The organism is Hydrogenophaga aromaticivorans (assembly GCF_013387465.1).
Classification (GTDB): domain Bacteria; phylum Pseudomonadota; class Gammaproteobacteria; order Burkholderiales; family Burkholderiaceae_C; genus Hydrogenophaga; species Hydrogenophaga aromaticivorans.
Window position 1 is genome coordinate 186,764 of record NZ_VYGV01000028.1, and the last position, 25,575, is coordinate 212,338.

Sequence of the window (25,575 nt, forward strand, 5' to 3'; positions counted from 1 at the left end):
GACGTCACAAGCCACGACCTATAAAGTGGTTGACTTCGAGTGCGCTCCAACTTCTAGGATCACCCCATGGAATCCCCTCTGAGCATTGACGAAGCCGCCAGGCGAACAGGCCTGACGGCCCACACCCTGCGGTATTACGAGCGCATCGGATTGATTGCGCCCGTCGCCCGTGCTGCCGGTGGGCAACGCCGTTACACCGCTGCGGATATGACCTGGATGGAATTCCTGCTGCGGTTGCGGACGACGAAGATGCCCATCGGCAAGATGCAGGCGTTCGCAAAACTGCGTGGCGCTGGGGACTCGACGGTGCCGGATCGCCGCCAGATGCTGGAAGCACATTTGACCGATGTGCTTTTAGGCATCGAGGCAATGCGTCATTCTGCGCAAGCATTGCAAGCAAAGATCGAGCACTACCGCTCGTTCGAGAAGTCCCTGGCGTCGGGTTCACTCTCTATTGAAGGACATGCTGATGAATACCCAGAACCGCTACGAACGCGGACTCGCAAAGCTGCGGGAAATAGACGGTGAAGCCGGTGACCGTGTGCTGGAAAGCCTGGACGGTATCGCCCCCGACTTTGCCCGCTACCTGATCGAGTTTCCCTTTGGGGACATCTACTCCCGACCGGGTCTCGACCTGAAGAGCCGGGAAATTTCGGTCGTCGCTGCGCTGACCGCATTGGGTCATGTGGCCCCCCAACTCAAAGTGCATATCCAGGGGGCGCTCAATGTGGGGGTCACCCGCACGGAAGTCGTCGAGACCATCATGCAAATGGCGGTCTATGCCGGATTCCCGGCCGCCTTGAACGGGCTCGCTGTCGCCAAGGAAGTGTTTGCGCAGGGAGACGGAGAATGAAATGGGCGATGGCCTGTGTGAAAAGCCCCTGCCGGCGAACGCGGGCAGGGGCTGGGGGCTGTTGCTGCACCGGCGCTACCCGCCGGGGAGTCAGGCTGCCTGTGGAACCGCTTCCCTGGCTTGTTCCTGTTGCTGGCTCACCTGCATCGACAGGTCCAGCAGCACGGCCTTGCTGGTGTAGTAACGGTCCAGGCGCCACTCGGCCATGATCTCCATGGCGAGGTTGAAGTCGTCGTAGTCCAGCCGGTACAGGTCCGACAGCAGGAACGGCACTTCCGATTCCAGGGCCAGCACCAGCCGGGACAGGATCTCTGCCTTCGGCTTGCCAGCGTGGTTCTCGATCAGCTTGCGGGCTTTTTTCAGGGCAATCATGGGACCTCGCTCTCTCTCAACGGTTTGTGAATCGGCTGGCATACCAAAGGCCTCAGGGTATGCCCTAGTCGCCGAGCATACCGGCGGGGGCTCCGTGTTTGATGACAGAAATATGACGTCGGTGTGAAAGCCCGTCTCCAGGAGCGGTGCCCGGTGCGTGGACATGACCGGCGGTCTTCGTCAGGCGGCGTGCTTCGCGAGAAACCTCCGCAGGTCGCAGAAATCGTCCATGCGCTCGGTCAGTGTGGCGTGGTCCCAGTCCCACCAGGCGGTGGATTCGATGGCGGCCGCGATCGAGGCCGGGAAGCGCTGCCGGATGACCTTGGCCGGCGCACCGGCGACGATGGCGTAGGCCGGCACATCTTTGGTGACCACGGTGTTGCTGCCGATCACCGCACCGTTGCCGATGGTCACGCCCGGCATGATCACCGCGCCGTGACCGATCCAGGTGTCGTGGCCGATGTGCACGCGCTGGCGGCGGCGCCATTCGAAGAAGCTCGCGTCGTCCTCGGGCGCCATGCCGTACTTGAAGCGGCGGTAGGTGAAGTGGTGCAGGGTCGGGCGCTCCATGGGGTGAAAGCCCGGGTTGATGCGCACCATGGACGCGATGTTGCTGAACTTGCCGATGTCGGCCGACATGATGTCGCAGCCACGGTCCAGGTACGAATAGTCGTCGAGCAGGCTGTCGGCCAGGCGCGCATGGTCGCCGACATCGGTGTAACGGCCGAAGCGGCAGTCCTTGATGACCGCGGTGGGGGCGATGCTGGGCGCCTCCGACAGCTTGCGGGGGGCCTCGACGTTGAAAGAAGGTATGTGGGTGTAGTTCATGGGATTGCCTTCGCCCTGTGGGCTGCGGTGCGAGCTGGCTTGGAAACGGCCCGGCGCTGCACTCATTCAGGCCATCCGGGCAGGGTTTGGAGGTGGTTCAGCAGCTGGTGCCCGGCGTCTTCAAGCGCGCCATCGTTCTGCACCTGCAGGGCGTGCGGCAGCTGGAGGGTCTGGGTGCGCTGGATGCGCGCTTCCACCTCGGCCGCGCTTTCACGGCCTCGCCCCAGCAGGCGCTGGCGCAAAGTGTCCGGGCTGGCGGTCACGTGCACCACGGTGAGCCCGGGGAAGCGGCTGCGGGTGGGGTCGAGGTGGGCGCGCGATCCGTTGACCAGCACCCAGCCGCCGTGTTCGATGGGCGCCAGCTCGCTGGCGCGCACGCCGTAGTGCAGGCCGTTGGCCTGCCAGGCGAGCGCAAAGGCGCCACGCTCGCGCAGCGCAAGGAACTGCGGCGGGTCCACCGCTTCGTGCACCTCGTCGCCGGCGCGGGCCGGCCGCGTGATCGTGCGCCGCGCCCAGTGGACCGTCGGGCTGGGCGGAAGGTGGTGGCGCAGCCAGGCGAGCACGCTGTCCTTGCCGGCGCCCGACGGCCCGACCACGTACACCAGGCGCCGGCTCACTGGAATACCTCCGCCCTGCGGGCTGCGGTGCGAACCGGCTTGGGAACGGCCCGGCGCCGGCTCATGCTTTAAACCCCATGCGTTCGAGCAGTACAAAATCCGCGCCCGGCGCGGGTTCGGCGTACAGCGCAAGGCTGTCGAAACGGCAGGCGGGCAAGCCCTCGAAAGTGTCCCGCGCGGCGCGTTCGAGCCGCTGCACGGTATCGAGCGCCACGCCGTTCAGATCGCCGGTCAGCGAGAGGTGGAAACGGTAGCGGTCGAGCACGTAGGGGTAGCCCCAGCGCACCAGCAGCGCGTCTTCCTGGATCGACAGCGCGCCCTTGCGGCGACGGCGTGCCAGCTCGTCCGACGACAGCGGCGCCGCCAGCGTTTGGAGGCCGGTGACGCAGGCGCGGGCCACGGCGTTGATGGCGTCCGGGTCGCCGTCGGCGCACAAGGCCAGAAAGCCGCCCAGCCGGCGCACGCGCAGCGGGGGCAGATCAAAAGGGCTGAACGTCGCGGCCAGCGTCTGCAGGGCGCTGCGCAGACCGTCCAGGCCCACACCCTCGTCGAGCGAAAAGGGTGCCTTCAACGTCGCATGCCAGCCGTAGCGCCGCGGATCGGCGGTCAGTTGCCGCTGCAGCTCGGGCGCGATGCCATCGATGGTGGGCTGCGCCAGCGTGTCGTTCGTGGCCGCACAACGGCCGAGCCAGCGGCTGCCCGCGGTCCACCAGGCCGAGTCTGTCGCGGGCGCAAAGTAGACCGCGAAGCGGTGGGCGTTGCTGAGGTCAACGGTCATCGTGGGTCACCGTGAGCTTGACGCGGTCGCCCGCGAACCAGGTGCTGGCGAATTCGATCGGCACGCCCGCGCCGTCGACGTTCACGCTGGTCACGAACAGCACCGGCCGGTTGACCGGTTGCCTGAGCAAGGCCGCGACTTCCGGGCTCGGCAGTTGCGCCGTGATGCGGCTCTCTTTCCGGGTGTAGTCGGTCACGCCGTGGGCGGTGAAGGCGTCGGTGATGGAGCCGGTCTCGCGCAACACCGCTTCCAGCCGCTCGAAGCGGGGCAGGGGGAACACGCGGTCGCTCACGTGCAGCGGCTGGCCAGCGCCCACCCCCAGCACCTGCAGGCGCAACACCGGGCTGCGCGCGGGCAGCTGCAGGGCCTGCGCCATCGCGGCGGTGGCGCGGGTGCGCTGGGCGTCCTGCACCTCGAAACGCCCTTGCAGACCGGCCTGCGCCATGTTCTGCCGGTGGCGCGTGCGCTTGCCAATGATCAGGTCGACCGCGAAGTCTTCGACGTAGGTGCCGCTGCCCTGCGTGATGCGCACCAGCCCCTTCTGGCACATGCTGGCCAGCGAGCGGCGGATGGTGTGGCGGTTGACGCCGTACTGCTCGGCGAGCACGTGCTCCGAGGGCAGGCGCTGGCCCGGCTCGTAGACACCGCGGGCTATGGCTTCGGCGAGTTCATTGGCGATGCGCGCCCAGAAGCTCTGGCTTTCGCGGGGCGCGTCCGGGACGGATGTTGCAAGGGTCAGAAGTTTTGTCATGAAAGGGACATTTGGTGGCTCTACGCTCGGGGCCTGGATTCAATTTGTCTAGACGTCTTAAAAGGTACCACGGACATGTTTCATGCATTTGACAGTTCGGCGCCGAACCGGCCGAAATCTCCGCTGACCCGGCCCGACTGGATGGCCCTGCTGGCGCGCGCACCGATGCCGGTGCTCGAAGCCGCGCTCGCGCCCCACAGCTCGGCAGCGCCGCGCTGGCTGCGCGCCCCCGAGACCGGGCTCATGATGGTGCAGGGCCGCGCGGGCGGCACCGGCGAGCGTTTCAACCTCGGCGAGGTCACCGTGACCCGCTGCGCGCTGCGCCTGCCCGGCGCCACGCCGCAGGCGCCGGTGGGTGTGGCCTATGTGATGGGCCGCTCGCACCGCCACGCGCAGCTCGCGGCGCTGGCCGATGCCCTGTTGCAGGACCCCGACCAACAACCGGTGCTGGAGGCGCAGCTGCTGCAGCCGGTGCGCGAACACCTGGCGCATGAGCAGGTGCAGCGCCAGCAGCGCGTGCAGAGCACCAAGGTGGAGTTCTTCACCGTGGCGCGCGAGTCGGGCGGTGCCGATGACGAAGAGGAGGGCGCTTGATGTCTCACGATCTGTCTTCGGTGGGGGCCGGTTTTTCCCACGAGGCCTTCGGCAGCCAGGCGGTGTTCCGCTCGGCCCTGATGGCCCTGTCACACCCCGGCCGCTGCATCCCGGTGGAACACGATGCCGAGCTGCCCCGCCACGGCAATGCCGCCGCGGCGGTGTTCCTGCTCGCCATGCTCGACGCCGACTGTGGCCTCTGGCTGTCGCCCTCGCTGCGCGACAGCGACGCCGCCATGTGGCTGCGCTTTCACACCGGTTGCCAGCTGGTGGAGCACGCGGCGCAGGCCCAGTTCGTCTGGGTGGGCGCTGGCGATCCGCTGCCCGCGTTGCAGAGCCTGCGCCAGGGCAGCGACGAATGCCCGGACCAGTCGGCCACCTGCGTGGTCGATGTGGGTTCCCTTTCCGCCGATGCAGATGCCGAAACGCAGCACTGGACGCTCAGCGGCCCCGGCATCCGCGAGCAGGCGACGCTCGGCGTGACCGGCCTGCCCGCTGACTTCGCCGCGCAATGGGAAAACAACCACGCCGGTTTCCCGCGCGGTGTCGACCTGTTCCTCGCCACCCGCGATGAGCTCGTGGGCCTGCCGCGCACCACGCGCATCCACACACCCGTCGAGGCCTGACCATGTACGTTGCCGTCAAGGGCGGAGAAACCGCCATCCTCAACAGCTACCGCCTGCTGGCCGACCAGCGCCGTGGCGACCCGGCCCAGCCCGAGCTCGGTGTGGCGCAGATCCGCGAGCAGCTCAAGCTGGCGGTGGACCGCGTCATGACCGAAGGTTCGGTGTACGACCCCGAGCTCGCCGCGCTGGCCATCAAGCAGGCCTCGGGCGATCTGGTCGAAGCCATCTTCCTGCTGCGCGCCTACCGCGCCACGCTGCCGCGCCTGGGCACCACCTGCGCGCTGGACACCGCGCGCATGGCGCTGGAGCGCCGCATCTCGGCCACCTTCAAGGACCTGCCCGGTGGCCAGGTGCTCGGCCCCACCTACGACTACACCCAGCGCCTGCTCGACTTCACCCTGCTGGCCAGCGGCGCGCCGGTGGTGGCGGGTGACGCGGGCGTTGCGGGCAGCGCCCAGCCCGAGGCCACGCCGCGCGTGGTGGACCTGCTCAACCAGGAAGGTCTGATCGAAACCCGCCCGGTGCCGCCGGGCGACCCGGCGCCGGTGGACCTGACGCGCGAACCGCTGCGCTTTCCCGCCGCCCGCGCCACGCGGCTGCAGAACCTGGCCCGCGGCGACGAGGGCTTTCTGCTCGCCATGGCCTATTCGACCCAGCGCGGTTATGCGAACTCGCACCCCTTCGTCGGCGAAATCCGCCTCGGGCAGGTGGCGGTGGAGATCGTGCCCGAAGAGCTGGGCTTTGCCATTTCCATCGGCGACATGGAGCTGACCGAGTGCGAGATGGTCAACCAGTTCGCGGGCAGCAAGACCGAGCCACCGCAGTTCACGCGCGGCTACGGACTGGCCTTCGGTCACAGCGAACGCAAGGCCATGGCCATGAGCCTGGTGGACCGCGCGCTGCGCGCCGACGAACTCGGCGAAGCCGTGTTGTCGCCGGCCCAGATGCAGGAGTTCGTGCTCTCGCACAGCGACAGCCTGGAGGCCTCGGGCTTTGTGCAGCACCTGAAGCTGCCGCACTACGTGGACTTCCAGTCCGAGCTGGAGCTGGTGCGCAAGATGCGCGCCGTGGCCACCACCCACCCCACCCCCAACGAAGAGGCCGCCGCATGAACGCACCCTACGAAGCCGTGGCGCTGGAGCGCCTGCCCGAGCCTTCCGTCGAACGCGCTGCCGAAGTCAACTTCGCCTACCTCGACGAGCGCACCAAGCGCATGATCCGCCGCGCCATCCTCAAGGCCGTGGCCATTCCCGGATACCAGGTGCCGTTCGGTTCGCGCGAGATGCCGCTGCCCTACGGCTGGGGCACCGGCGGCATCCAGGTCACCGCCTCGGTGATCGGGCCGGACGACACCTTGAAGGTCATCGACCAGGGATCGGACGACACCGTCAACGCGGTCAACATCCGGCGCTTCTTCCAGCGCACCACCGGCGTGGCCACCACCACGCGCACCACCGAGGCGACGCTGATCCAGACGCGACACCGCATCCCCGAAATCCCGCTGGTCGAAGGCCAGGTGCTGGTCTACCAGGTGCCGGTGCCCGAGCCCATGCAGCGCCTGGAGCCGCGCGAGACCGAGACCCGCACCCTGCACGGCCTGGCCGAATACGGATTGATGCACGTGAAGCTCTACGAAGACATCGCGCGCTACGGCCACATCGCCACCACCTACGACTACCCGGTGCTGGTCAACGGCCGCTACGTGATGGCGCCATCGCCGATCCCGAAGTTCGACAACCCCAAGATGCACATGAACCCCGCCCTGCAGCTCTTTGGCGCCGGGCGCGAGAAGCGCATCTACGCCGTGCCGCCCTACACGTCGGTCGAAAGTCTGGGCTTCGAGGACCATCCGTTTGAAGTGCAGCGCTGGGATGCCGCCTGTGCCCTGTGCGGCGCCACCGATTCTTTCCTTGACGAGGTGATCACCGACGACGCCGGCGCACGTATGCACGTGTGCTCGGACTCGGACTATTGCCAGTCGCGCCAGCCGGCTGCGGGGGCAGGGGCATGAGCCTTCTGATCCGCGAAGCCACCGAGGCGGATCTGCCTGGCGTGCTGGCGCTGTACGGGCAATCGGGCCTGGACAACGACGCCGTGCTCTCTGTGGCGCAGGCGCGCGAGGTGTTCCAGCAGTTTGCGCGCTACCCCAGCTACCGGCTTTTCGTCGCCTGCGAGCCGGCATTTCCCGACAGCGTGATCGCCACCTACGCCTTGCTGGTGATGCACAACCTGGCGCACTGCGGTGCACCCTCGGCCATCGCCGAAGACGTGGTCGTGCACCCGCAGCGCCAGGGCCGCGGCATCGGTCGCCAGCTGATGGCGCACGCCATCGAGCAGGCCCGCGAAGCCGGTTGCTACAAGCTGGCCCTGTCGTCGAACGCCAAACGCCAGGCCGCACACGCCTTCTACGAATCCCTCGGCTTCCAGCGCCACGGCCTGAGTTTTGTGATTGAGACTTGAAATGAAACCCTCTTCTTCAACCCCCCTGCTGCGCGTGCGCGGCGTGGCCAAGCGTTACGGCGACCAAGTCGCGCTGCACGAAGCGTCCTTCGATCTCTGGCCGGGCGAGGTGCTGGCCGTGGTGGGCGAGTCCGGTTCGGGCAAGACCACCCTGCTCAACGCCATCGCCGCGCGCACCGCGCCCGATGCGGGCAGTGTCGAATTCCTCGGCCGCGACGGTCTGCTGCAGGACGTGCACGGCATGTCGCAGGCGCAGCAACGCCTGCTGGCGCGCACCGACTGGGGCTTCGTGCACCAGAACGCGGCCGATGGCCTGCGCATGGACGTGTCGGCCGGTGCCAATGTGGGCGAACGCCTGATGGGCCTGGGCGAGCGCCACTACGGGCGGCTGCGCTGCACCGCCGAAGAGTGGCTGCAGCGCGTCGAGATCGACCCGATCCGCATCGACGACGCGCCGCGCACCTTCTCCGGCGGCATGCGCCAGCGCCTGCAGATCGCGCGCAACCTGGTCACGCAGCCGCGCCTGATCTTCATGGACGAGCCCACCTCGGGGCTGGACGTGTCGGTGCAGGCCCGCCTGCTCGACCTGATGCGCCAGCTCACGCGCCAGATGCACCTCGCCGCGATCATCGTCACGCACGACCTCGCCGTGGCCCGTCTGCTGGCCCACCGCATGATGGTGATGCAGCGCGGTCGCGTGGTCGAAGCCGGCCTCACCGACCAGGTGCTCGACGACCCGCAACACCCCTACACCCAGCTCCTCGTCTCTTCGGTACTGCAACCATGAACCCACCCCTGCTTCAGATGAAAGGGGTGGCCAAGCGCTTCACCCTGCACCACCAGAACGGCGCCGAACTCTCGGTGCTGCACAACGTCGATCTGGAGGTGCGCCCCGGCGAATGCCTGGTGCTCGATGGCCCTTCCGGCATGGGCAAGAGCACGCTGCTCAAGCTCATCTACGCCAACTACCGCGCCACCGAAGGCCGCATCACCGTGGCGCCTCCGGGCAGCGCGCCGGTGGAGGTGACCGAGGCCTCGCCGCGCGAGCTGGTGCGGTTGCGCCGCGAGAGCATTGGCTACGTGAGCCAGTTCCTGCGCGTGATTCCCCGCGTGTCGGCGCTGGACGTGGTGGCCGAGCCGCTGGTGGAAGACAGCGGCGAAGACCCGGCTGCTCTGGAGGCCGCGCGCGAACAGGCGCGCGCCTGGCTCACCCGGCTGCGCATCCCCGAGCGCCTGTGGGCCTTGCCGCCGGCCACGTTTTCCGGCGGCGAACAGCAGCGCGTGAACATCGCGCGCAACATGATCAAGCCGCGGCCGCTGATGCTGCTGGACGAGCCCACCGCTTCGCTCGACGCGGCCAACACCGGCACCGTGATCGAGCTGATCCAGGAAGCCGCCGCGCGCGGCGCCGCGCTGGTCGGCATCTTTCACGACGCCCATGTGGGCGATGCCGTGGCCACGCGGCGCATCAACGTCGGTGATTTCAGGAGCGCCGCATGAATCACTCAGTGAGCCCGCCCATCGTGTTCAAGAACGCCCGTCTGGTGCTGCCCGACGAAGTGCAGACCGGCAGCCTGTCGGTGGAGGCCGGGCGCATCGCCGGCTTCGGCGCGAGCAACAGTTCGCTGCCGCAGGCCATCGACCTGGAGGGTGACTACCTCATGCCCGGCTTCATCGAGGTGCACACCGACAACTTCGAGCGCCACCTGATGCCGCGCCCCAAGGTGCAGTGGGCCGAGATGCCCGCGCTGCTGGCGCACGACGCCGAGATCGCCGCCGCCGGCATCACCACCGTCTTTGACGCGCTGGGCGTGGGCGATGCCGATCATGAAAGCCTGCGCGGCACTGCGTGGGACGCGGTGCTGCAGACGCTGGACGCCTGCACGGCAGAAAACGTGCTGCGCGCCGACCACCACCTGCACGTGCGCTGCGAGCTGCCGGCGCACAACACCATCGACCTGTTCCAGCCCTTCCACGGGCATGAACGCCTGTCGTTGATCTCGCTGATGGACCACACGCCGGGCCAGCGCCAGTGGGAAAACCTGGAACACGCCCGCATCTACTACACCGGAAAGAAAGGCTGGAGCCAGGAAAAGTTCGAGCACCAGGTGGCGCACGCCGAGCGCCTGCAGGCCCAGTACGCCGAGCCGCACCGCGACTACTTTGTGGACTACTGCCGCGAGCACGGCATCGCGCTGGCCAGCCACGACGACACCACCGTCGCCCATGTGGAGCAGGCCCATGCCGAAGGCGCCAGCCTGTCCGAATTCCCGACCACGATGGCGGCCGCCCGGGCCGCGCGCGAGCGCGGTCTGCTGACGGTGATGGGCGGTCCCAACGTGGTGCGCGGCGGCTCGCATTCGGGCAACGTCGCAGCGGCCGATCTGGCGCGCCATGGCCTGCTCGACATCCTCTCCAGCGACTACGTGCCGGGCAGCCTGCTCAGCGCCGTGTTGCGGCTGGTGGCCGATGAGATCCTGAGCCTGCCCGAGGCCGTGGCCATCGTGAGCCGTAACCCGGCCCGCGCCACCGGCCTGCACGACCGTGGCGCCATCGAGCCGGGCCTGCGCGCCGATCTGGTCCAGGTGCGCGTGGTGGACATGCCCAACGGGCTGCGCCACGGCGTCGTGCGTGCGGTCTGGCGTGAAGGCATGCGCGTTTTATGACCCCCCGCGCCGCCTGCGGCGTCACCCCCCAGGGGGCGGCACTGGCGGCCCGGCAAAGCCGGTTCCGCGGTGCCCTGGGATTGACTTCCCCTCCGGCGCGAAGTGACTTTCCCCAGGATGCGGTGGAACCGGCTTTGCCGGGCCACTCGCATCGCCCCCTGGGGGGTGACGCCGAAGGCGGCGCGGGGGGGTGTCTTGAAATGTTCCGTGAATCGTCAAACGACTGTCACAACGAAAACCCACACTCAGCGTGTCTAGACGACTTTGGAGCCCACCCATGACAACCGCCCTGCGCATTCACCAGCTGAACAAACACTTCGCCAATGGCAAACACGCCCTGCGCGACATCAACCTGGAGATCCGCCAGGGTGAGATGGTGGCGCTGATCGGCGCCTCCGGCTCCGGCAAGTCCACGCTGCTGCGCCATGTGGCGGGCCTGGTGGTGGCCGACGCTGGCGAAGGCTCGCTGATCGAGATCGACGGCTGCTGTGTGCAGCAGGGTGGTCGGGTGCACCGCGACATCCGCAAGGTCCGCTCGCAGATCGGTTTCGTGTTCCAGCAGTTCAACCTGGTGGACCGCTTGCCCGTGATGGCCAACGTGCTGGTCGGTCGCCTGCACCGCATGCCGCTGTGGCGCAGCCTGACCCGCTGGTTCAACGCCCAGGAGCGGGCGATGGCCATCGAAGCCCTGGCCCGCGTGGGCATCGCCGAATGCCACGCCCAGCGCGCGTCCACGCTCTCGGGCGGCCAGCAGCAGCGCGCGGCCATCGCCCGCACGCTGGTGCAGGGTGCCAAGGTGGTGCTGGCGGACGAGCCCATCGCCTCGCTCGATCCCGAATCCTCGCGCAAGGTCATGGAGATCCTCACCCGCATCAACCGCGAAGACGGCTCCACCGTGGTGGTGTCGCTGCACCAGGTGGACATGGCCCTGAAGTACTGCCCGCGCGTGATCGCGCTGCACCAGGGCCAGGTGGTCTTTGATGGTGCCGCGTCGGCGCTCACCCCGGCCCTCTTGCGCGAGCTCTACGGCATGCAGGCCGACGAAATGCTGATGGGTGAGCCCCAGGCCCACGCACCGATTCCCTTGACCACGGCGCCCGAGCGCCACTGGCCGGCGCCCCTGGCGCAAGCGGCCTGAGCGCCGCGTTCTTTCCCCAGTTCTCATCCCACCGTTCCCTGTTTCCCACCCTTCCTGAAGGAGTCTTTCATGCTCAAGAAAACCCTGGCCGGCCTCGCGCTCGGCCTCACCCTCACCGGCGCCATGGCGCAGGACATCAACTTCGGCATCATCTCGACCGAGTCGTCGCAGAACCTCAAGGCCGACTGGCAGCCGCTGCTCGACGACATGGCCAAGCAGACCGGCTTCAAGGTCACGGCATTCTTCGCGCCCGACTACGCCGGTGTGATCGAAGCCATGCGCTTCAACAAGGTGCACGTGGCCTGGTACGGCAACAAGTCGGCCATCGAGGCCGTGGACCGCGCCAGCGGCGAGGTGTTTGCCCAGATGGTCAACGCCGACGGTACCGACGGCTACTACTCGCACCTCATCGTGCACAAGGACAGCCCGATCAAGTCGCTCGACGATGTGCTGAAGAACGGCAAGAGCTACAGCTTCGGCAACGGCGACCCCAACTCCACTTCCGGTTTTGTCGTGCCCAGCTTCTACGTGTTCGCCAAGAACAAGATCGACCCGCGCACGCACTTCAAGATCGTGCGCTCCGCCAACCATGAAACGAATGCCCTGGCCGTGGCCAACCAGCAGGTCGACGTGGCCACCAACAACAGCGAGAACCTCGACAAGATCGCGCAGAAGTTTCCCGAGAAGCGCAAGGACATCCGCGTGATCTGGACTTCGCCCCTGATCGCACTCGACCCGCTGGTCATGCGCAAGGACCTGCCCGAGGCGACCAAGGCCAAGATCAAGAACTTCCTCTTCACCTACGGCAAGACCGACCCGCGTGAAAAAGAAGTGCTGGTGAAGATCTCCAAGCTCTCGGGCTTCAAGCCGTCGTCCAACGCGCAGTTGCTGCCGATCCGCCAGCTTGACCTGTTCGGCAAGCGCAACAAGATCGAGTCCGACACCGCGCTGAGCGAAGCCGACAAGATGGCCAAGCTGGCCGAGATCGACAAGCTGCTGGCCGCGCTGAACTGATCGTTCTCTTCAGCGTTCGCTCCCTGGCGCTGCCCACCCGGACCGTTCGCGGCACTCTGCTGCGGACGGTCTGCGCGTGAGGCGCGCCCCCGAATTCCCATATCCCGCCCACCACGATGTCCACCACGCTCAATGTCCACCGCCTGACGCCGGCCGTGGTTCCCGCACCGAAACGCAGCCTGACCTGGTACCTGTCCTGGGCCGCGCTCTTGCTGCTGCTGGCGGGCTCGTGGAACGGCGCCGACATGCGCCCGCTCGACCTGATCCGCGACTCGGGCAACATGGCCACCTACGCGGCCGACTTTTTTCCGCCCGATTTTTCGCAGTGGAAGCTGTACCTGAGCGAGATCATCGTCACGCTGCAGATCGCGCTCTGGGGCACGGCGCTGGCCGTGCTCACCGCCATCCCGCTGGGCCTGCTGGCCTCCAGCAACATCACGCCCTGGTGGGTGCACCAGCCGGTGCGCCGCCTGATGGACGCGTTCCGCGCCATCAACGAAATGGTGTTCGCCATGTTGTTCGTGGTCGCGGTCGGCCTCGGGCCTTTCGCCGGCGTGCTGGCGCTGTGGATCCACACCGCGGGCGTGCTGGCCAAGCTGTTCTCCGAAGCGGTGGAGGCCATCGATCCGCAGCCGGTGGAAGGCATCCGTTCCACCGGCGCCAGTGCGCTGCACGAGATCGTCTACGGCGTGATCCCGCAGGTCATGCCGCTGTGGATTTCCTACATGCTGTACCGCTTCGAATCCAACGTGCGCTCGGCTTCGGTGGTGGGCATGGTGGGCGCGGGCGGCATCGGCGTCGTGCTGTGGGAGATCATCCGCGGCTTCCAGTACGCCGAGACCTGCGCCGTGATGCTGATGATCATCGTCACGGTGAGCGTGATCGACGTGATCTCTTCCCGGATTCGCAAGGTTCTGATCTGAGATGGTGCTGGCCGGCTTAGAGTCGGCACCATGCTGATCTCGCACCGCACTTCGGTGGTGGCCCGCCTGGGCACCGCGCAGACCCTGGCCTGGGCCTCGTCCTACTACCTGCCGGCCATGCTGGCCACGGCGATGGCCGCGGACCTTGGCGTGTCCGTGACGACGGTCTTTGCTGCCTTTTCGTTTGCGCTCATCGTCTCTGCGGTGTTTGGCCGCTGGGCGGGGCAGTTGATCGACCACCACGGTGGCCGCCCGGTGCTGATCGGCACCAACTTGCTGTTCGCCGCGGGGCTGCTGGCGCTGGCATTGGCGCAAGGGCCGGCGCTGCTGTTTCTGGCCTGGGGCCTGATTGGCGTGGCGATGGCGGCAGGCCTGTACGACGCCGCCTTCGCGACCCTGGTGCGCCTGTATGGCCACGACGCGCGCAGCAGCATCACCGGCATCACCCTGATCGCTGGTTTCGCCAGCACCGTTGGTTGGCCGCTCACGGCCTGGCTGGAGCTCGAATTCGGCTGGCGCGGCGCCTGCCTGTGCTGGGCAGGCCTGCACCTGCTGCTCGGGCTGCCGCTCAATGCGTCCTTGCCGCGCAGCGTGGCAGCGCCCGACGTGAGCCCGGTGGTGGCGGCGGTGTCACCCACCGCCGTGCCAGAGGTGGCGAGGGCGCCGGGCGCCACGTTCTGGCCCACCGTTCTGCTCTCGCTGGTCTTCGCCATCACCTGGTTCACCAGCACCGCCATGGCGGCCCACCTGCCCAGCCTGCTGCAAGCCCACGGGCTGACGCTGGCCGCCGCGCTGGCCCTCGCGGCCCTGGTGGGGCCGGCCCAGGTGGCGGCCCGGCTGCTGGAGTTCGGCTTCCTGCGCAAGGTGCACCCCTTGCTGTCGGCCCAGCTGGCGACGGCCGCGCACCCGGTGGGCGCCGTGCTGCTGATGGTGGCGGGTGGTCCGGCAGCGTTGTTGTTCACGGTGCTGCACGGCGCGGGCAACGGCATCCTCACCATCGCCAAAGGCACCTTGCCGCTGGTGATCTTCGGGCCGAAGGGTTACGGGGCGCGCCAGGGTTTGCTGATGGTGCCGGCGCGCGTGGCGCAGGCTTTTGCGCCGCTGGTCTTTGGCCTGGCGATTGACCGGTTTGGGGGCAGTGCGCTCTGGGTGTCCACCGGGGTGGGCCTGGTCGGCCTGGCTGCGCTGGTGTGGCTGCAGCGCAGTGGCTCGGTGGTGCGGTAGAGGGGTTGCGGTCCGTTGTTGTTGCACCTCGCGTGCCAAGGCGTGTGCGGGCAGGCCGCAGTGCTTCAGTGTGGCGGTCGGTGCTGCGCGCCGACTTCCCTGCGATGCTCGCGGCCGTGGCCCGTCGCACAACTCGCTGCGTTCGCTTCGCTCTCTCCGCTCAGACAAGTGCGACAAGTCAGTTGACGAAGCGCGCTGCGCGCGCGGCCACTGCGCTTCTCGGCGCCTCACAGGCGCGCTGCGACCTGCCCGCACACGCCTTGGCAGACACACTGTTGGCGCACCACCGGTGGAGAGTCAATCCCCCTTCTTGCTGCGGCAGGCGCTGTCCGGTGGGGGCGATGTTCCGGGGTGGCTGTGTCCGCCCGTCTGGGGCCGGGCGCGCCAGTGCGCGCATCGTTTCATGCTCGCGGCCACTGTCTGAGCGGAGAGAGCGCAGCGAACGCAGCGAGTTTGGCCGCGCCGGCCCCAGGGTGGTGGGCGCAGCGAAGTCGGCGCAAAGCGCCGACCACCCCGGATGAGCCCCCGCCGGGCAGCGCCGGCCGCAGCCGCGAGGTGCAGCCCCTCGGCTTTGGCCTGCAAAAACCATCTATTCAGAGGTCAGAGCGTTTCCAGGGCAACGGCTTTCAAAGGGGCATGAAAGCGCGGAGCCCCCTTGGCCGCAAAGGCCAGGTGACCACCGATGACGTGCGCCGCCACGCTCGGTGGCCGCCCGGCCGGCGTGCGCACCAGCACGATGTCGGCCCGCAGGCCCACGGCGAGGCGGCCACGATCAGACAGCCCGGCCGCATCCGCGGCGTTGCTGGAGATCATGGCCCAGGCGCTGGCGAGATCACAGACGCCATCTTCGCTCAGGCGGAAGGCGGCCGGCAACATGGCCGGGTAGTAGTAGTCGGACGTGAGCACCGTGCACAGGCCGGCGCGCGCCATGACCGCCGCCGACACCGCGTTGCTCATGTGACTGCCGCCACGCACGACGTTGGGCGCGCCAAACACCACCGGGTTGCCGTACTGGCGGGCCAGCACCGCGGTCTCGCGGGTCTTGGGGAATTCCGAAATGTTGCAGCCGAGGGACTGGTAGTCCGTGCGCACCTCGGGCGAAGGGTCGTCGTGCGAGGCCATGGGCACGCCGGCGGCCAAGGCGGCCGCTGCCAGGCGGCGAATGGAGGCGGGTACCTCGTCGCGCCGTGCAGCGACCCGCTCGGCCAGCGCCTGCAGGTCTGCGGCGGTCAGGCCCGTGCGCTGCAGCACCGTCATGCCGTCTTTCGGGTGCCCGATCTTGCGCAGGATGTCGGCGGTGTGGTCGTTGAAGGCGAGCAGGGCAATGCGCCCCTCGGCCAGCCAGTCCAGCACCTCGTCTTCGCCGTCCAGGTTGAAGGTTTCGTGGCGCAGGTGCAGGCGCGCGTCGCACGAGAGGTGGTCTTTGGCGGCGTCCATCGCCGCCATCAGGCGGACCAGTGTGTCACGGCTGCGCAGGCCGGGCTCCCAGGAGAAGGTGACGCCGTGAAAGGCGGTGGAAATGCCGTTGGCCACCAGCTGCCGGTCGGTCTCGGCCAGGGCCAGCTGCAGGTCGAAATGCACGCCCGGGCGCGGCATGATCTGGCGCTCGAAGGCGTCGCCGTGCAGGTCGATGATGCCCGGCATCACGCACAGGCCACGGGCGTCCATCACCGGTGCACCGTTGGCTTCGCTGCAGATCTCCACGATGACGCCGTGGTCCACCGTGATGACCACGTCATCCTGAAAACCCGATGGCAGCAGGGCGCTGCCTCCTGCGATCGCAAACCGCTCCAATGTGTTCATGCCTGGTGTCCCCGGTGATCAAAAGCCGTCCAGCGTGCCCCATTTGTGTGACAGTTGCACGACGAAACCGCAGTGTCATGCAAGTCATGAAAATTTCATGTCGTCTACACAACTTTGTCATCGCACGCCGTCACGCTCGTGAAGTTGTCTAAACCACTTGGAGCTGCCTCATGAACTGGACCAAACACCTCGCCACCGCCGCCGCGGTGATCGGCCTCACCGCCACCGCTATCTCGGCCCAGGCGCAAACGCTGCGCCTGGCCGTCACCGACATCGTCGGACTGGAGAACCTGCAGCGCGAATACGCCGGCTTCCAGAAGATCCTGTCGGAAAAGTCCGGCATGAAGGTCGAGCTGTTCCCCGTGCCCAACCGCACCGCCGCGGTGGAAGCGCTCAACGCGAAGAAGATCGACCTCGTGCTGACCGGCCCGGCCGAATACGTGGTGTTCAAGAAGCGCACCGACGCCAAGCTGGTGGTGGGCTTCAGCCGCCCCGAGTACTACGGCTCGGTGGTCACGATGGTGGGCTCGGGCATCGACGGCGTGGAAGACCTCAAGGGCAAGAAGGTTGCGCTCGGCGACGTCGGTTCCACCTCGCGCCACCTCTCGCCGATCCAGGTGCTGGCCGACCTGGGCCTCAGGCCCGGGCAGGACGTGCAGATCCTGCACATCAACCGCAACGTGGCGGTCGAGGCCATGAAGCGCGGCGACGTGGCCGCCATCGGCATCAACCGCACCGATCTGCCCGGCCTGTCCAAGCGCCACCCCGATGTGGTCTTCAAGGTCATCGCCCGCGGTCGCGACCTGCCCAACGACGTGCTGCTCGCCGGCACCCATGTGTCCGACGCCGTGGTCGCCCAGATGAAGAAGGTCTTCAGCGAAAACTCCGAAGCGCTGGTCGCGGCTGTGCTGCTCGGCCCGGACGAAAACCAGAAGTTCCAGGGCATGAAGTTCATCCCCAGCATCGCCGACGCCGACTACAACTACGTGCGCAAGATGTACGCCACCATCGGCCAGGCGCAGTACGCCGCCTTCGTCGGTGATTGAGCGCGGCGCCGTGTCCCGCTGGCCCGAACCCGCTGCTCGTATGTTGCATCCCTTCCCGCCCGTGACCGCGTTCACCGGTGCTGCGCCCGCCATGGGCCCGGGCGCGGCGGCCAGCGCCAGCCCGGTCGCCGATCTGGTGGTGAGCGCGCTGGGCAAGTCCTTCGAGCCGGGCACGCCGGTGCTGCGCAACGTGCACTTCCAGGTGACGACGGGCCAGCGCGTGGCGCTCATCGGCGCCAACGGCGCAGGCAAGTCCACGCTGCTGCGCTGCTGCATGCACCTGCTCCGGCCCGATGCGGGTGAGGTGCGGCTGTTCGGCACACCGCTGGGCGGGCTGGACGCCCAGGCGTTGCGCCGGCTGCGCGCCCAGGTCGGCTTCGTGTTCCAGAAACACAACCTGGTGCCGCGCCTCTCGGCCCTGTCCAACGTGCTGCACGGTGCCTTGCCGCGCGCGCCGCTGGCCCGCGCCTGGCTGCAGAGCCTGGCCCCGGCGGCGTTGCGCGAGGAAGCGATGCACTGTCTGGAGCGCGTGGGGTTGACCCACATCGCCCTGCGCCGCGCTGACAAGCTCTCGGGCGGTCAGTCGCAGCGCGTGGCGGTGGCGCGCGCCCTGATGCAGCGGCCGCGCCTCATCGTGGCCGATGAGCCCGCGGCCAGCCTGGACCCGGTGGCCGGCGACGAGGTCATGTCGCTGTTTTCTGGCCTGGTGAAGGACGAAGGTCTGACCATGGTCTTCACCTCCCACGACCTGGTGCACGCCGTGAAATACGCCGACCGGGTCATTGCCCTGCAGCGCGGCGAGATCGTGCTCGATGCCCTGAGCCACGAGATCGACGTCGCCGAACTGAGAACCCTGTATGCCTGAGCACACCGCCACCCCGGCCCTGCGGGTCCTGCCGGACCGCTTCGAGCGCACCAGCACGACCAGCTTCATGCTCTGGCTGATCGTGCTCGGCTTCTTCGCCTGGTCGGTCAACAAGACCGGTGTCTCGTTCAGTGACCTCTGGGGCGGCATTCCGCAGATGACACGCCTGGTGGGCGAAATGCTGCCGCCGTCCACCGCGCGGCTCGAAGCCGTGGGCTGGGCGCTGCTGGAGACCTTCCAGATGGCCTTCGTGGGCACGGTGGTCGGGGTGTTATTGAGCGTGCCGATCGCCGTGCTGGCCACGCCGCACCTCTCGCCCCATCCGCTGGTCTACCACGCGGCGCGCAACCTGATCGCCTTCTTCCGCACCGTGCCCGACCTGGTGTGGGCGCTGCTCTTCGTGGTGTCGGTGGGTCTGGGGCCGTTCGCCGGCACCCTGGCCATCGTGATCGACAAGATCGGGTTCTGTGGCCGGTTCTTTGCCGAGGCCATGGAAGAGGTGGACCGCGGGCCGCAGGAGGCGCTCTCGGCCATGGGGGCGAGCCGCCTGTCGCTGATCATGTGCGCCGTGTTCCCGGCCGCCATGCCATCGTTCATCAACACCTCGCTGTTCAGCCTGGAAAAGGCCACGCGCTCGTCGGTGGTGCTCGGGCTGGTGGGGGCGGGCGGCATCGGCATCGAGCTGAAGGTGGCGATGGACCTGTTCAACTACGACGAGGCGGCCACCATCATCCTGGCGATCTTCGCGCTGGTGGTGCTGGTGGAGCGGCTCAGCGCGCTGCTGCGCAAGAAGGTGATGTGAGTCAGGCCCCGGGCTGGCCAGACAGCCAACGCCGCACCTGGTCCGCCACCCAGCGCGGGTCGTCCAGCGGCAGGTCGTGGCCTGCGGCCGGGTGCGTCAGCAGCGGGCAGTGCCAGGCGCTGGCGATGGCCTGCGAGCAGCGGCTGTCCACCAGCTGGTCGTGCTCGCTGGCCAGCAACAACAGGGGAACGCCGGGCGCCTCCCGGGACGCGCGGTAACGGGCCGCGGCGAGCAGTTGGCGCACGGCGTTGCCGGCGCTCACCGGGCGGTGGCGGCGCACGGCCGCCCAGTCCGGGATCACGTCGCGCAGTTGATCCGGCTGGTTGCTGGTGAGCCGCAGCACCGTCTGTTCGATGGCTTCTGCCGTACCCCGGCCCAGGGCCAGTCGAAACAAGGCCGGGTAGTTGGCGGGCCGGAGCCGGTGGTGCAGGGGGCTGAACGGCCGCATGCTGGTGTTGATGAGCACGCAGCCGTCCAGCTCGTCGGGCGCCACACGCGCCCACTCGGCCGCCACCATGGCGCCGAGCGACATGGCGAGCAGGTACACCGGGGTCTCGATGCCGCGGCGGACGCGTTCGTCCCGGCAGGCGGCCACCATGCCGGCCACCGAGAGCGGGCTGGTCTGGCGGCGGTGTTCACCATTGCCCGGCAGGTCCAGCGTGAGGATGCGGGCGCGGGGCAGGGCCTGCTGGAAGACGGTGGTGAAACGTCCCCAGTGCGCGGCTTCGCGCGTCAGGCCCCTGAGGAAAATCCAGGTGTTCATGGGGAAACCTCCTCACGTCGTGCTGTTGTGTGAGTTCCTTTTGGAATGACTGGGGTTGAGCGGATCTGCCGCTGCACGTCTCGCTCTTTGCTTCTCGCGGCTGCGGCAGGCGCTGCCCGGCGGGGGCTCATACTGGGGCGGTCGGCGCCTTGCGCCGACTTCGCTGCACCCACCAGCCTGGGGCCGGCGCGGCCAAACTCGCTGCGTTCGCTGCGCTCTCTCCGCTCAAACAATGGCCGCGAGCATGAAACGAGGCGCGCACGTGCGCGCCCGGCCCCAGGCTGGCGTGCACAGCCGCCCCAGAAATCGCCCCCACCGGGCAGCGCCTGCCGCAGCACAGCCATGAAGTGGCTCTCCACCGTTAGCGACCCCACATCTTTTCTGCCAAGGCGTGTGTGGCCTGCCCGCACACGACTTGGCTTGCGAGGTGCAACAAACAAGACTGACAGTTCACAACAGAAGAGCATCATGAAAAACCAGCTCAATACCAGTCAGCCAGCGCATCCGCATGGCGCTGGACGCGCTGTTCGGCGCCAGGTGTCCACCGCGTGTGGCTGCTCGCAGCGCGCGAGAGAAAGTCCAGCAGCGCCAGGTGGCGGCGCAGCACGCGCTGCTGGCGGTGGCCGATCAGCGGGTTGAAGATGCCCTTGCGCGAAAACAGCTGGCGCGGATTCTTCTTGATCCACAGCCACGAACCCATCTCCAGCGTCAGCGGCAAAAAGGTGCGCTCCGGGTGTGCGGTGCTGGCCTGCAGGTAAAGGTGGTCCCAGAGGTCGCCGTGGGTCAGGTACTGCGCGCTCTGCGGTTCGATGATGTAGGGGTGGTGGCTGTGGGCCTGCTCGAAGATGGCCTTGAGCGCGTGCACCTCGGCCAGATGGGGGATGGGCTCACGCGTATGGGCAAACGGGAACCAGAGGCGGTCGCTGATGCCGAAGCCCGAGTGGCAGTCCAGCGCGATGCTGAACGGGCGGCTCAGCAGTTCGCTGTGCACCACGTCGCAGACCGCCTGGCTCTCCGCTTCCAGCGGATCACCGAGGCGCCCGCGGTACCAGGGCAGGCCCGCGCTCAGCCGCTGGCCACCGAGCATGTAGGGCACTTTTTCCCGCGCTTCAACCGGGGCGTTGCGCATCAGGTCCACGCCGCGCGGATTGGCCCGCGTCGCGGCCCACATGCCGCCGGGGTTGACGATGGGCATGAACACCAGGCGCACGCTGTCCAGCAGGCGGTGCAGCGAGGTGTCCCACGACAGCCGCGTGACGATGTTCTGCAGGAAGGCGATGACCACCTGGGCACCGATGCGTTCCAGCCCGTGCACACCGCCGAAGTAGCCCACCGCAGGCACATCCAGGCTGGGGTTGCCCAGGGTGATGGCGTGCACGGGAAAGCTGCGGCCCGATGGCAGCGTGATCCGGCACGGCTCCTGCACCTGCAGATGGGGCGCGCCCAGCTCCATGATTTTTTCAAGTGCCAGCAGCTCGGGCAGGGCGGAATCAGGCACGGTGTGGGGCGGTGGTGTGGGGTGTGATGACGGTTGGATCAGCGCCGAGCATAACGCCGGGGGACCGGTTCGGCACACCGTCGGCCAAGCTTGCGCACGCCTGGGGTTGACGCAAAATCGTCACATGAAAAAGCTAAGGTGACTCGCCGGCATCACGGGTCGGCCAGAAAGGGCTTTGCATGATGAACAACGCCGGCGATCGCCGCAAGCGGGATCCGCTTCGGGCACTCAAGCTGTTGGGCGCGATCGGCTGCGGCGTGGTCGGTGGCGTTCTGGAGTTGCTGGCCCTGCAGCGCTGTCGTTTCCAGGCCCGCCGCAAACGCAGCCAGTCGGCCTGGAACCGCTGAAGCGCTCGCTCCCGATGTGACAGCGCTGACCGGTGGCGGCTGCCACGCCGTTGCCACATGGGCGTCCTAGCATGGTCCGGGCGATGCGGTCCGCGTCGTGTTCAACCACCGATCACCATCTTCTTCATGAGGTACTCCATGCGTCACCTGATTCCCGTCCTGGCCCTGCTGGGTCTGACCGCCACCGCTGCGTTGGCTTCACCGGGCGACCAGCGGCCCGGCCACCGCGCTGAAAAGCCGGCCTCCGTGGAACTGGGTGTGCGCCCGTTCTTCCTCGTCGACGACATGGCCGACAGCCGCCTGAAGCAGAAGCTCCAGCAGTGTGCGCAGCGCGGCCAGTTCACCGCGCGCGATTTTTCCATCGGTCACCGGGGTGCACCGTTGCAGTTCCCCGAGCACACGGTGGAGTCGTACACCGCGGCGGCGCGCATGGGGGCCGGCATCGTCGAGTGCGACGTGACCTTCACCAAGGACAAGGAACTGGTCTGCCGCCACGCGCAGAACGACCTGCACACCACCACCAACATCCTGGTCACGCCGCTGGCCGTCAAATGCACCACGCCCTTCGTGCCGGCCACACTCGACGCCGACGGCAAGGTGGTCACACCGGCCAAGGTCGAATGCCGCACCAGCGACATCACGCTCGCCGAGTTCCGGACCTTGCGCGGCAAGATGGACGCGTTCAACCCGGCGGCCCGCACGCCGCAGGAGTACCTGGGCGGCACGGCGAATTTCCGCACCGACCTGTATTCGGGTCTCACGAGCGGCACGCTGATGACCCACGCCGAGAGCATCGAACTCTTCAAGCGGCTGGGCGTGAAGATGACGCCGGAACTCAAGAGCGCGAGCGTGACGATGCCTTTTGACGGCTTCACGCAAGAGGCCTATGCACAGAAGATGATCGACGAGTACAAGCAGGCTGGCGTGTCGCCGCGCCAGGTGTTTGCGCAGTCCTTCAACATCAACGACGTGCTGTACTGGGTGCGCAACGAGGCCGCGTTCGGCAAGCAGGCGGTGTACCTGGACGACGCCAACACCGTGGCCGACCTGCCCGGCCGCAATGAGCTGGTGGACTACAAGAGCCAGGGCATCCAGATCGTGGCACCCCCCATCTTTGCCTTGCTGAGCACCAACGCCGCGGGCGATATCGTGCCCTCTCAGTACGCGCGTGACGCCCGGGCGGCCGGGCTGGGCATCATCGCCTGGTCGCTGGAGCGTTCGGGCCTGCTGGCCGATGGCAACAACGGCTTTTATTACCAGTCGTTCGACAGTGCCATCCAGACCGAAGGCGACGTGATGCGTGTGCTCGACGTGCTGGCTCGCGACGTGAAGGTGATGGGCGTGTTCTCCGATTGGCCCGCCACCACCACCTTCTACGCAAACTGCGCCGGCCTGCGCTGAGGGAAGGAAGCACCCCCCGCGCCGCTTCGCGTCACCCCCCTCAAGGGGGGCGGCACTGGCCGTCCGGCAAAGCCGGCCCGGCGGTGCCCCTGGGGTTGCATCGCTTCTCACTTCGCGAGTGGTGCAGCGCCCCGCTCTGCAAGAGCGCGGCCAGGATCTCCGGGATCTCGAACAGCGCCCGGTTCTGGATCCGGTCCACGCGGGCGCGGTACGCGTCCAACTCGTCCAGCAATTGCGCCACCGCGCTGTCCACACCGCGGAAGCTGCCGATCACGACGCCGAGCCGCTGCTCGCGGATCCAGTCGGCGTTGTAGCGCTCCTGCGGCATGGTCCAGGCGTTGTTCACCACGATCACCGGCAGGCCCAGTTGCACCGCCTCGCTCACGCTGCCCGGGCCGGGCTTGCCAATCAAGAAGTCCGCCAGCCGCATCCAGGCGGGGATGTCGCTGCTGAACCCGACCACGACGTGCCGCGCGGTCGAGGGCTGGGCACGCAGGCGTTCGGCGAGGGCCTGGTTGTGGCCGCAGACCAGGATCAGCTGGGTGTCGCTCAGCCGCTCGGCGATGCCCAGCATGGCCTTGGAGCCGTGGCCGCCGAACAGCACCAGCCCGGTCGGGCGCTGCGGATCCAGCCCGAGGCGGCGCTGTTCGGCGGCCCGGTCGAGGGTGGCGGGCCGGTAGAACTCGGGGCGCAGGATCATGCCCGAGGTGGCGTGCACGCGGTCTTCGGCGTGGCCCAGCGCGAGGGCCTGCTGCACCGCGCGCGGTGTGCCGCAGACGAAGTGCTGCGACTGGTCGCGCTCGATCCAGAAATGCGGTGGCAGGTCGGCGAGGTCGGTCAGCACGGTGACGTAGGGCACGCCGGGCAGCGCGGCGATAAGGCTTTCGTACAGGGCACGGTTGAAGTTCGGGATCAGCGAGACCACGAGGTCGGGGCGCGTGCGTAGCCAGTGGCGCCGCAGCTTGCGCACCAGGGTCGGGTGGGTGAGCCGGATCAGGCCCTGCAGGATCTTGAGTTCGTGCGCCATGCCCAGGGTCCAGCCCCGCGCGAGGCGCTGGTTGTACCAGTCCTCCGGCGCCTTGCCGGTGAGGCGCTTGAAGCGGCCCGAGGGGTCGAGCACCTCGAACAGGTTGACCAGGCGCACGTCCCAGGGGCGGCCCAGTTCGCGCAGCACGGATTGCAGGGCGAGCGCGGAGGCGCGGTGGCCGCCGCCGGCGTTGAAGTAGATCAGGTCAACCGTGGTCATGGGTTTGGGGGGTGAGGGGGGTGGTTTGCAGCAGGGCTTCGCCCATGCGGATGCGGTGGCCGTCGTGCAGCGCGGGATCGAGCGCCAGACCCGGCGGCGCGAGCACCAGGATGGTGGAGCCGTGTTCGAACCAGCCGAGTTCGTCGCCCTGCCGGTAGCGGGCCGAGCAGGGCAGCTGGTGGGGGCCGCGGTAGCGCAGGTTCAGCGGCACGTCGAGCGCGCGCAGGCGCATGCTGGCCACCAGGATGGCCGCCACCGGCACCAGCACCAGCAGGCCGCCATCGGCCCGGCGCAGTCGCAGCACGGCGCGTTCGTTGCGGCAGAACAGGCGCTCCACCCGCTGGAGCGCGATCGGGTTCACGTTCCAGGTGTCGCCACTGATGTAGGTGACGTGTTCGAGCGTGGCGTCGCAGGGCGCGTGAAAGCGGTGGTACATGCTCGACGTCAGGCGCAGCGTGACAAAGCTGCCGCCGGCCAGCTCGCGCGCCAGCGCCCGGCCGCGCTCGTCGTCGCCCAGCAGGTCGAGCAGCCGGTAGGGGAAGCCCTTGGCCTGGAACAGCTGGGCGTCCGTGCCGTACTGCAAGGCCTCGATGCGGCCACAGGCGCCGACGATGCCGTCGCTCGGGCTGGTCAGCACACCGGGTCGGCCATCGAGCGGGCGCAGGCCGGGCTTGAGTTCGCGGGTGAAGCAGTCGTGCAGGCTGTCGAAGTGGGATTGTTTGGCCTCGCTCAGGTCGATGTCGGAAAAAGTTTTCCAGACCGCCATCGACGCATCGCGCACCCAGGGGTTGCGGATGCGGCTCCACCAGCCCATGAAGCGCGTGAGCGCGATGCGCGGCACGCGGTTGGTCAGCAGGAAATTCAGGTCTTCGTTCAGCACCATGCGCTGAGCGGCGGCTCGCAGGTTCATACGGGTGTCATGGGGGTGAAATAGAAACGCGGGATTGCAGTCACGGAGCA

29 protein-coding genes are annotated in these 25,575 nt (G+C 67.9%); 19 read left to right on the top strand and 10 right to left on the bottom strand.

The window, feature by feature from the left end; translation table 11 throughout:
- Positions 1 to 66: 66 nt before the first annotated feature.
- Positions 67 to 528, top strand: coding sequence for a MerR family transcriptional regulator (locus F3K02_RS26125; RefSeq protein WP_177139464.1), 462 nt, complete (start codon positions 67 to 69; stop codon positions 526 to 528).
- Positions 464 to 853, top strand: coding sequence for a carboxymuconolactone decarboxylase family protein (locus F3K02_RS26130; protein WP_218179590.1), 390 nt, complete (start codon positions 464 to 466; stop codon positions 851 to 853). Before F3K02_RS26125 ends, F3K02_RS26130 begins: the two co-directional genes overlap by 65 nt.
- A 90-nt stretch (positions 854 to 943) precedes the next feature.
- Here F3K02_RS26130 and F3K02_RS26135 read toward each other — a convergent pair whose 3' ends face one another.
- The 5 genes from F3K02_RS26135 to phnF form a co-directional block, all read right to left on the bottom strand.
- The gene (locus F3K02_RS26135) at positions 944 to 1,225 is read right to left on the bottom strand and encodes a hypothetical protein (protein WP_177139468.1); all 282 of its coding nucleotides are present in this window, start codon (positions 1,223 to 1,225) and stop codon (positions 944 to 946) included.
- Positions 1,226 to 1,405: 180 nt separating this feature from the next.
- The gene (locus F3K02_RS26140; protein ID WP_177139470.1) at positions 1,406 to 2,053 is read right to left on the bottom strand and encodes a DapH/DapD/GlmU-related protein; all 648 of its coding nucleotides are present in this window, start codon (positions 2,051 to 2,053) and stop codon (positions 1,406 to 1,408) included.
- Between the two features lie 62 nt (positions 2,054 to 2,115).
- The gene (gene phnN, locus F3K02_RS26145) at positions 2,116 to 2,670 is read right to left on the bottom strand and encodes a phosphonate metabolism protein/1,5-bisphosphokinase (PRPP-forming) PhnN (protein ID WP_177139472.1); all 555 of its coding nucleotides are present in this window, start codon (positions 2,668 to 2,670) and stop codon (positions 2,116 to 2,118) included.
- Positions 2,671 to 2,731: 61 nt separating this feature from the next.
- Positions 2,732 to 3,448, bottom strand: coding sequence for a DUF1045 domain-containing protein (locus F3K02_RS26150; protein WP_177139474.1), 717 nt, complete (start codon positions 3,446 to 3,448; stop codon positions 2,732 to 2,734).
- Positions 3,438 to 4,199, bottom strand: coding sequence for a phosphonate metabolism transcriptional regulator PhnF (gene phnF / locus F3K02_RS26155; RefSeq protein WP_177139476.1), 762 nt, complete (start codon positions 4,197 to 4,199; stop codon positions 3,438 to 3,440). Before phnF ends, F3K02_RS26150 begins: the two co-directional genes overlap by 11 nt.
- Before the next feature lie 75 nt (positions 4,200 to 4,274).
- Here phnF and phnG point away from each other — a divergent pair, with 75 nt between their 5' ends.
- From phnG to F3K02_RS26215, 12 genes are all read left to right on the top strand, one after another.
- Positions 4,275 to 4,793, top strand: a complete 519-nt coding sequence (gene phnG, locus F3K02_RS26160) for a phosphonate C-P lyase system protein PhnG (RefSeq protein ID WP_177139478.1) — start codon at positions 4,275 to 4,277, stop codon at positions 4,791 to 4,793.
- Complete coding sequence (gene phnH, locus F3K02_RS26165; protein WP_425485646.1) at positions 4,793 to 5,419, top strand: phosphonate C-P lyase system protein PhnH; 627 nt, start codon at positions 4,793 to 4,795, stop codon at positions 5,417 to 5,419. Before phnG ends, phnH begins: the two co-directional genes overlap by 1 nt.
- 2 nt (positions 5,420 to 5,421) lie before the next feature.
- Positions 5,422 to 6,531 (top strand): carbon-phosphorus lyase complex subunit, encoded by a 1,110-nt coding sequence (locus tag F3K02_RS26170; RefSeq protein WP_177139482.1) that lies wholly within the window; start codon positions 5,422 to 5,424, stop codon positions 6,529 to 6,531.
- Positions 6,528 to 7,430: an alpha-D-ribose 1-methylphosphonate 5-phosphate C-P-lyase PhnJ gene (locus tag F3K02_RS26175; RefSeq protein WP_343067173.1), complete on the top strand. Its 903-nt coding sequence runs from the start codon at positions 6,528 to 6,530 to the stop codon at positions 7,428 to 7,430. Before F3K02_RS26170 ends, F3K02_RS26175 begins: the two co-directional genes overlap by 4 nt.
- Positions 7,427 to 7,879 (top strand): GNAT family N-acetyltransferase, encoded by a 453-nt coding sequence (locus F3K02_RS26180; RefSeq protein WP_177139483.1) that lies wholly within the window; start codon positions 7,427 to 7,429, stop codon positions 7,877 to 7,879. Before F3K02_RS26175 ends, F3K02_RS26180 begins: the two co-directional genes overlap by 4 nt.
- Position 7,880: 1 nt before the next feature.
- Positions 7,881 to 8,666, top strand: a complete 786-nt coding sequence (phnK, locus tag F3K02_RS26185) for a phosphonate C-P lyase system protein PhnK (protein WP_177139485.1) — start codon at positions 7,881 to 7,883, stop codon at positions 8,664 to 8,666.
- Complete coding sequence (gene phnL / locus F3K02_RS26190) at positions 8,663 to 9,379, top strand: phosphonate C-P lyase system protein PhnL (RefSeq protein ID WP_177139487.1); 717 nt, start codon at positions 8,663 to 8,665, stop codon at positions 9,377 to 9,379. The genes phnK and phnL overlap by 4 nt, the downstream gene beginning before the upstream one ends.
- Entirely contained in the window at positions 9,376 to 10,545 is a 1,170-nt protein-coding gene (locus F3K02_RS26195) for an alpha-D-ribose 1-methylphosphonate 5-triphosphate diphosphatase (protein WP_177139489.1), read from the top strand. The genes phnL and F3K02_RS26195 overlap by 4 nt, the downstream gene beginning before the upstream one ends.
- Positions 10,546 to 10,822: 277 nt before the next feature.
- Positions 10,823 to 11,683, top strand: a complete 861-nt coding sequence (phnC, locus tag F3K02_RS26200; RefSeq protein ID WP_177139491.1) for a phosphonate ABC transporter ATP-binding protein — start codon at positions 10,823 to 10,825, stop codon at positions 11,681 to 11,683.
- Between the two features lie 69 nt (positions 11,684 to 11,752).
- Positions 11,753 to 12,697, top strand: coding sequence for a phosphonate ABC transporter substrate-binding protein (gene phnD / locus F3K02_RS26205; protein ID WP_177139494.1), 945 nt, complete (start codon positions 11,753 to 11,755; stop codon positions 12,695 to 12,697).
- A gap of 116 nt (positions 12,698 to 12,813) precedes the next feature.
- A complete protein-coding gene (gene phnE, locus F3K02_RS26210; RefSeq protein WP_177139496.1) occupies positions 12,814 to 13,620 on the top strand; it encodes a phosphonate ABC transporter, permease protein PhnE in 807 nt (268 codons plus the stop codon).
- Between the two features lie 30 nt (positions 13,621 to 13,650).
- A complete protein-coding gene (locus tag F3K02_RS26215) occupies positions 13,651 to 14,844 on the top strand; it encodes an MFS transporter (RefSeq protein WP_177139498.1) in 1,194 nt (397 codons plus the stop codon).
- Positions 14,845 to 15,444: 600 nt separating this feature from the next.
- Here the strand turns inward: F3K02_RS26215 and F3K02_RS26220 are convergent.
- The gene (locus tag F3K02_RS26220) at positions 15,445 to 16,647 is read right to left on the bottom strand and encodes an alpha-D-ribose 1-methylphosphonate 5-triphosphate diphosphatase (RefSeq protein ID WP_177139500.1); all 1,203 of its coding nucleotides are present in this window, start codon (positions 16,645 to 16,647) and stop codon (positions 15,445 to 15,447) included.
- A gap of 170 nt (positions 16,648 to 16,817) precedes the next feature.
- Here F3K02_RS26220 and F3K02_RS26225 point away from each other — a divergent pair, with 170 nt between their 5' ends.
- Genes F3K02_RS26225 through phnE (F3K02_RS26235) form a run of 3 tightly spaced genes read left to right on the top strand, consistent with a single transcriptional unit; the run spans position 16,818 to position 19,360 of the window.
- Positions 16,818 to 17,693: a PhnD/SsuA/transferrin family substrate-binding protein gene (locus F3K02_RS26225; RefSeq protein WP_177139502.1), complete on the top strand. Its 876-nt coding sequence runs from the start codon at positions 16,818 to 16,820 to the stop codon at positions 17,691 to 17,693.
- Positions 17,694 to 17,733: 40 nt separating this feature from the next.
- Positions 17,734 to 18,558: a phosphonate ABC transporter ATP-binding protein gene (locus F3K02_RS26230; RefSeq protein ID WP_218179592.1), complete on the top strand. Its 825-nt coding sequence runs from the start codon at positions 17,734 to 17,736 to the stop codon at positions 18,556 to 18,558.
- Positions 18,551 to 19,360, top strand: coding sequence for a phosphonate ABC transporter, permease protein PhnE (gene phnE / locus F3K02_RS26235; RefSeq protein ID WP_177139504.1), 810 nt, complete (start codon positions 18,551 to 18,553; stop codon positions 19,358 to 19,360). Before F3K02_RS26230 ends, phnE (F3K02_RS26235) begins: the two co-directional genes overlap by 8 nt.
- A gap of 1 nt (position 19,361) precedes the next feature.
- Here the strand turns inward: phnE (F3K02_RS26235) and F3K02_RS26240 are convergent, their stop codons facing one another.
- Together F3K02_RS26240 and F3K02_RS26245 are read right to left on the bottom strand one after the other, a co-directional pair.
- Positions 19,362 to 20,123: an alpha/beta fold hydrolase gene (locus F3K02_RS26240; protein WP_177139505.1), complete on the bottom strand. Its 762-nt coding sequence runs from the start codon at positions 20,121 to 20,123 to the stop codon at positions 19,362 to 19,364.
- A gap of 481 nt (positions 20,124 to 20,604) precedes the next feature.
- Entirely contained in the window at positions 20,605 to 21,621 is a 1,017-nt protein-coding gene (locus F3K02_RS26245; protein WP_343067175.1) for a M14 family zinc carboxypeptidase, read from the bottom strand.
- Between the two features lie 179 nt (positions 21,622 to 21,800).
- On the opposite strand from F3K02_RS26245, the gene F3K02_RS26250 reads away from it, so the two are divergent.
- Complete coding sequence (locus tag F3K02_RS26250; RefSeq protein ID WP_177139506.1) at positions 21,801 to 21,968, top strand: hypothetical protein; 168 nt, start codon at positions 21,801 to 21,803, stop codon at positions 21,966 to 21,968.
- A gap of 138 nt (positions 21,969 to 22,106) precedes the next feature.
- Entirely contained in the window at positions 22,107 to 23,369 is a 1,263-nt protein-coding gene (locus F3K02_RS26255) for a glycerophosphodiester phosphodiesterase family protein (protein WP_177139507.1), read from the top strand.
- A gap of 40 nt (positions 23,370 to 23,409) precedes the next feature.
- Here F3K02_RS26255 and F3K02_RS26260 read toward each other — a convergent pair whose 3' ends face one another.
- The gene (locus F3K02_RS26260; RefSeq protein WP_177139508.1) at positions 23,410 to 24,615 is read right to left on the bottom strand and encodes a glycosyltransferase; all 1,206 of its coding nucleotides are present in this window, start codon (positions 24,613 to 24,615) and stop codon (positions 23,410 to 23,412) included.
- Positions 24,602 to 25,525: an archaetidylserine decarboxylase gene (gene asd, locus F3K02_RS26265; protein WP_177139509.1), complete on the bottom strand. Its 924-nt coding sequence runs from the start codon at positions 25,523 to 25,525 to the stop codon at positions 24,602 to 24,604. Before asd ends, F3K02_RS26260 begins: the two co-directional genes overlap by 14 nt.
- Positions 25,526 to 25,575 lie beyond the last annotated feature (50 nt).

Excerpts from the sequence above, each read along its gene's own strand:
- F3K02_RS26195 (WP_177139489.1), top strand. The coding sequence starts at position 9,376 with ATGAATCACTCAGTGAGCCCGCCCATCGTGTTCAAGAACGCCCGTCTG.
- F3K02_RS26175 (WP_343067173.1), top strand. The coding sequence starts at position 6,528 with ATGAACGCACCCTACGAAGCCGTGGCGCTGGAGCGCCTGCCCGAGCCT.
- phnF (WP_177139476.1), bottom strand. The coding sequence starts at position 4,199 with ATGACAAAACTTCTGACCCTTGCAACATCCGTCCCGGACGCGCCCCGC.
- F3K02_RS26150 (WP_177139474.1), bottom strand. The coding sequence starts at position 3,448 with ATGACCGTTGACCTCAGCAACGCCCACCGCTTCGCGGTCTACTTTGCG.
- F3K02_RS26255 (WP_177139507.1), top strand. The coding sequence starts at position 22,107 with ATGCGTCACCTGATTCCCGTCCTGGCCCTGCTGGGTCTGACCGCCACC.
- F3K02_RS26230 (WP_218179592.1), top strand. The coding sequence starts at position 17,734 with ATGTTGCATCCCTTCCCGCCCGTGACCGCGTTCACCGGTGCTGCGCCC.
- phnK (WP_177139485.1), top strand. The coding sequence starts at position 7,881 with ATGAAACCCTCTTCTTCAACCCCCCTGCTGCGCGTGCGCGGCGTGGCC.
- F3K02_RS26170 (WP_177139482.1), top strand. The coding sequence starts at position 5,422 with ATGTACGTTGCCGTCAAGGGCGGAGAAACCGCCATCCTCAACAGCTAC.
- F3K02_RS26125 (WP_177139464.1), top strand. The coding sequence starts at position 67 with ATGGAATCCCCTCTGAGCATTGACGAAGCCGCCAGGCGAACAGGCCTG.
- F3K02_RS26135 (WP_177139468.1), bottom strand. The coding sequence starts at position 1,225 with ATGATTGCCCTGAAAAAAGCCCGCAAGCTGATCGAGAACCACGCTGGC.
- F3K02_RS26220 (WP_177139500.1), bottom strand. The coding sequence starts at position 16,647 with ATGAACACATTGGAGCGGTTTGCGATCGCAGGAGGCAGCGCCCTGCTG.
- F3K02_RS26225 (WP_177139502.1), top strand. The coding sequence starts at position 16,818 with ATGAACTGGACCAAACACCTCGCCACCGCCGCCGCGGTGATCGGCCTC.
- F3K02_RS26180 (WP_177139483.1), top strand. The coding sequence starts at position 7,427 with ATGAGCCTTCTGATCCGCGAAGCCACCGAGGCGGATCTGCCTGGCGTG.
- F3K02_RS26140 (WP_177139470.1), bottom strand. The coding sequence starts at position 2,053 with ATGAACTACACCCACATACCTTCTTTCAACGTCGAGGCCCCCCGCAAG.
- phnE (WP_177139496.1), top strand. The coding sequence starts at position 12,814 with ATGTCCACCACGCTCAATGTCCACCGCCTGACGCCGGCCGTGGTTCCC.
- phnC (WP_177139491.1), top strand. The coding sequence starts at position 10,823 with ATGACAACCGCCCTGCGCATTCACCAGCTGAACAAACACTTCGCCAAT.
- phnL (WP_177139487.1), top strand. The coding sequence starts at position 8,663 with ATGAACCCACCCCTGCTTCAGATGAAAGGGGTGGCCAAGCGCTTCACC.
- F3K02_RS26260 (WP_177139508.1), bottom strand. The coding sequence starts at position 24,615 with ATGACCACGGTTGACCTGATCTACTTCAACGCCGGCGGCGGCCACCGC.
- phnD (WP_177139494.1), top strand. The coding sequence starts at position 11,753 with ATGCTCAAGAAAACCCTGGCCGGCCTCGCGCTCGGCCTCACCCTCACC.
- phnH (WP_425485646.1), top strand. The coding sequence starts at position 4,793 with ATGTCTCACGATCTGTCTTCGGTGGGGGCCGGTTTTTCCCACGAGGCC.
- F3K02_RS26250 (WP_177139506.1), top strand. The coding sequence starts at position 21,801 with ATGATGAACAACGCCGGCGATCGCCGCAAGCGGGATCCGCTTCGGGCA.
- asd (WP_177139509.1), bottom strand. The coding sequence starts at position 25,525 with ATGAACCTGCGAGCCGCCGCTCAGCGCATGGTGCTGAACGAAGACCTG.
- phnE (WP_177139504.1), top strand. The coding sequence starts at position 18,551 with ATGCCTGAGCACACCGCCACCCCGGCCCTGCGGGTCCTGCCGGACCGC.
- F3K02_RS26130 (WP_218179590.1), top strand. The coding sequence starts at position 464 with ATGCTGATGAATACCCAGAACCGCTACGAACGCGGACTCGCAAAGCTG.
- F3K02_RS26240 (WP_177139505.1), bottom strand. The coding sequence starts at position 20,123 with ATGAACACCTGGATTTTCCTCAGGGGCCTGACGCGCGAAGCCGCGCAC.
- F3K02_RS26215 (WP_177139498.1), top strand. The coding sequence starts at position 13,651 with ATGCTGATCTCGCACCGCACTTCGGTGGTGGCCCGCCTGGGCACCGCG.
- phnG (WP_177139478.1), top strand. The coding sequence starts at position 4,275 with ATGTTTCATGCATTTGACAGTTCGGCGCCGAACCGGCCGAAATCTCCG.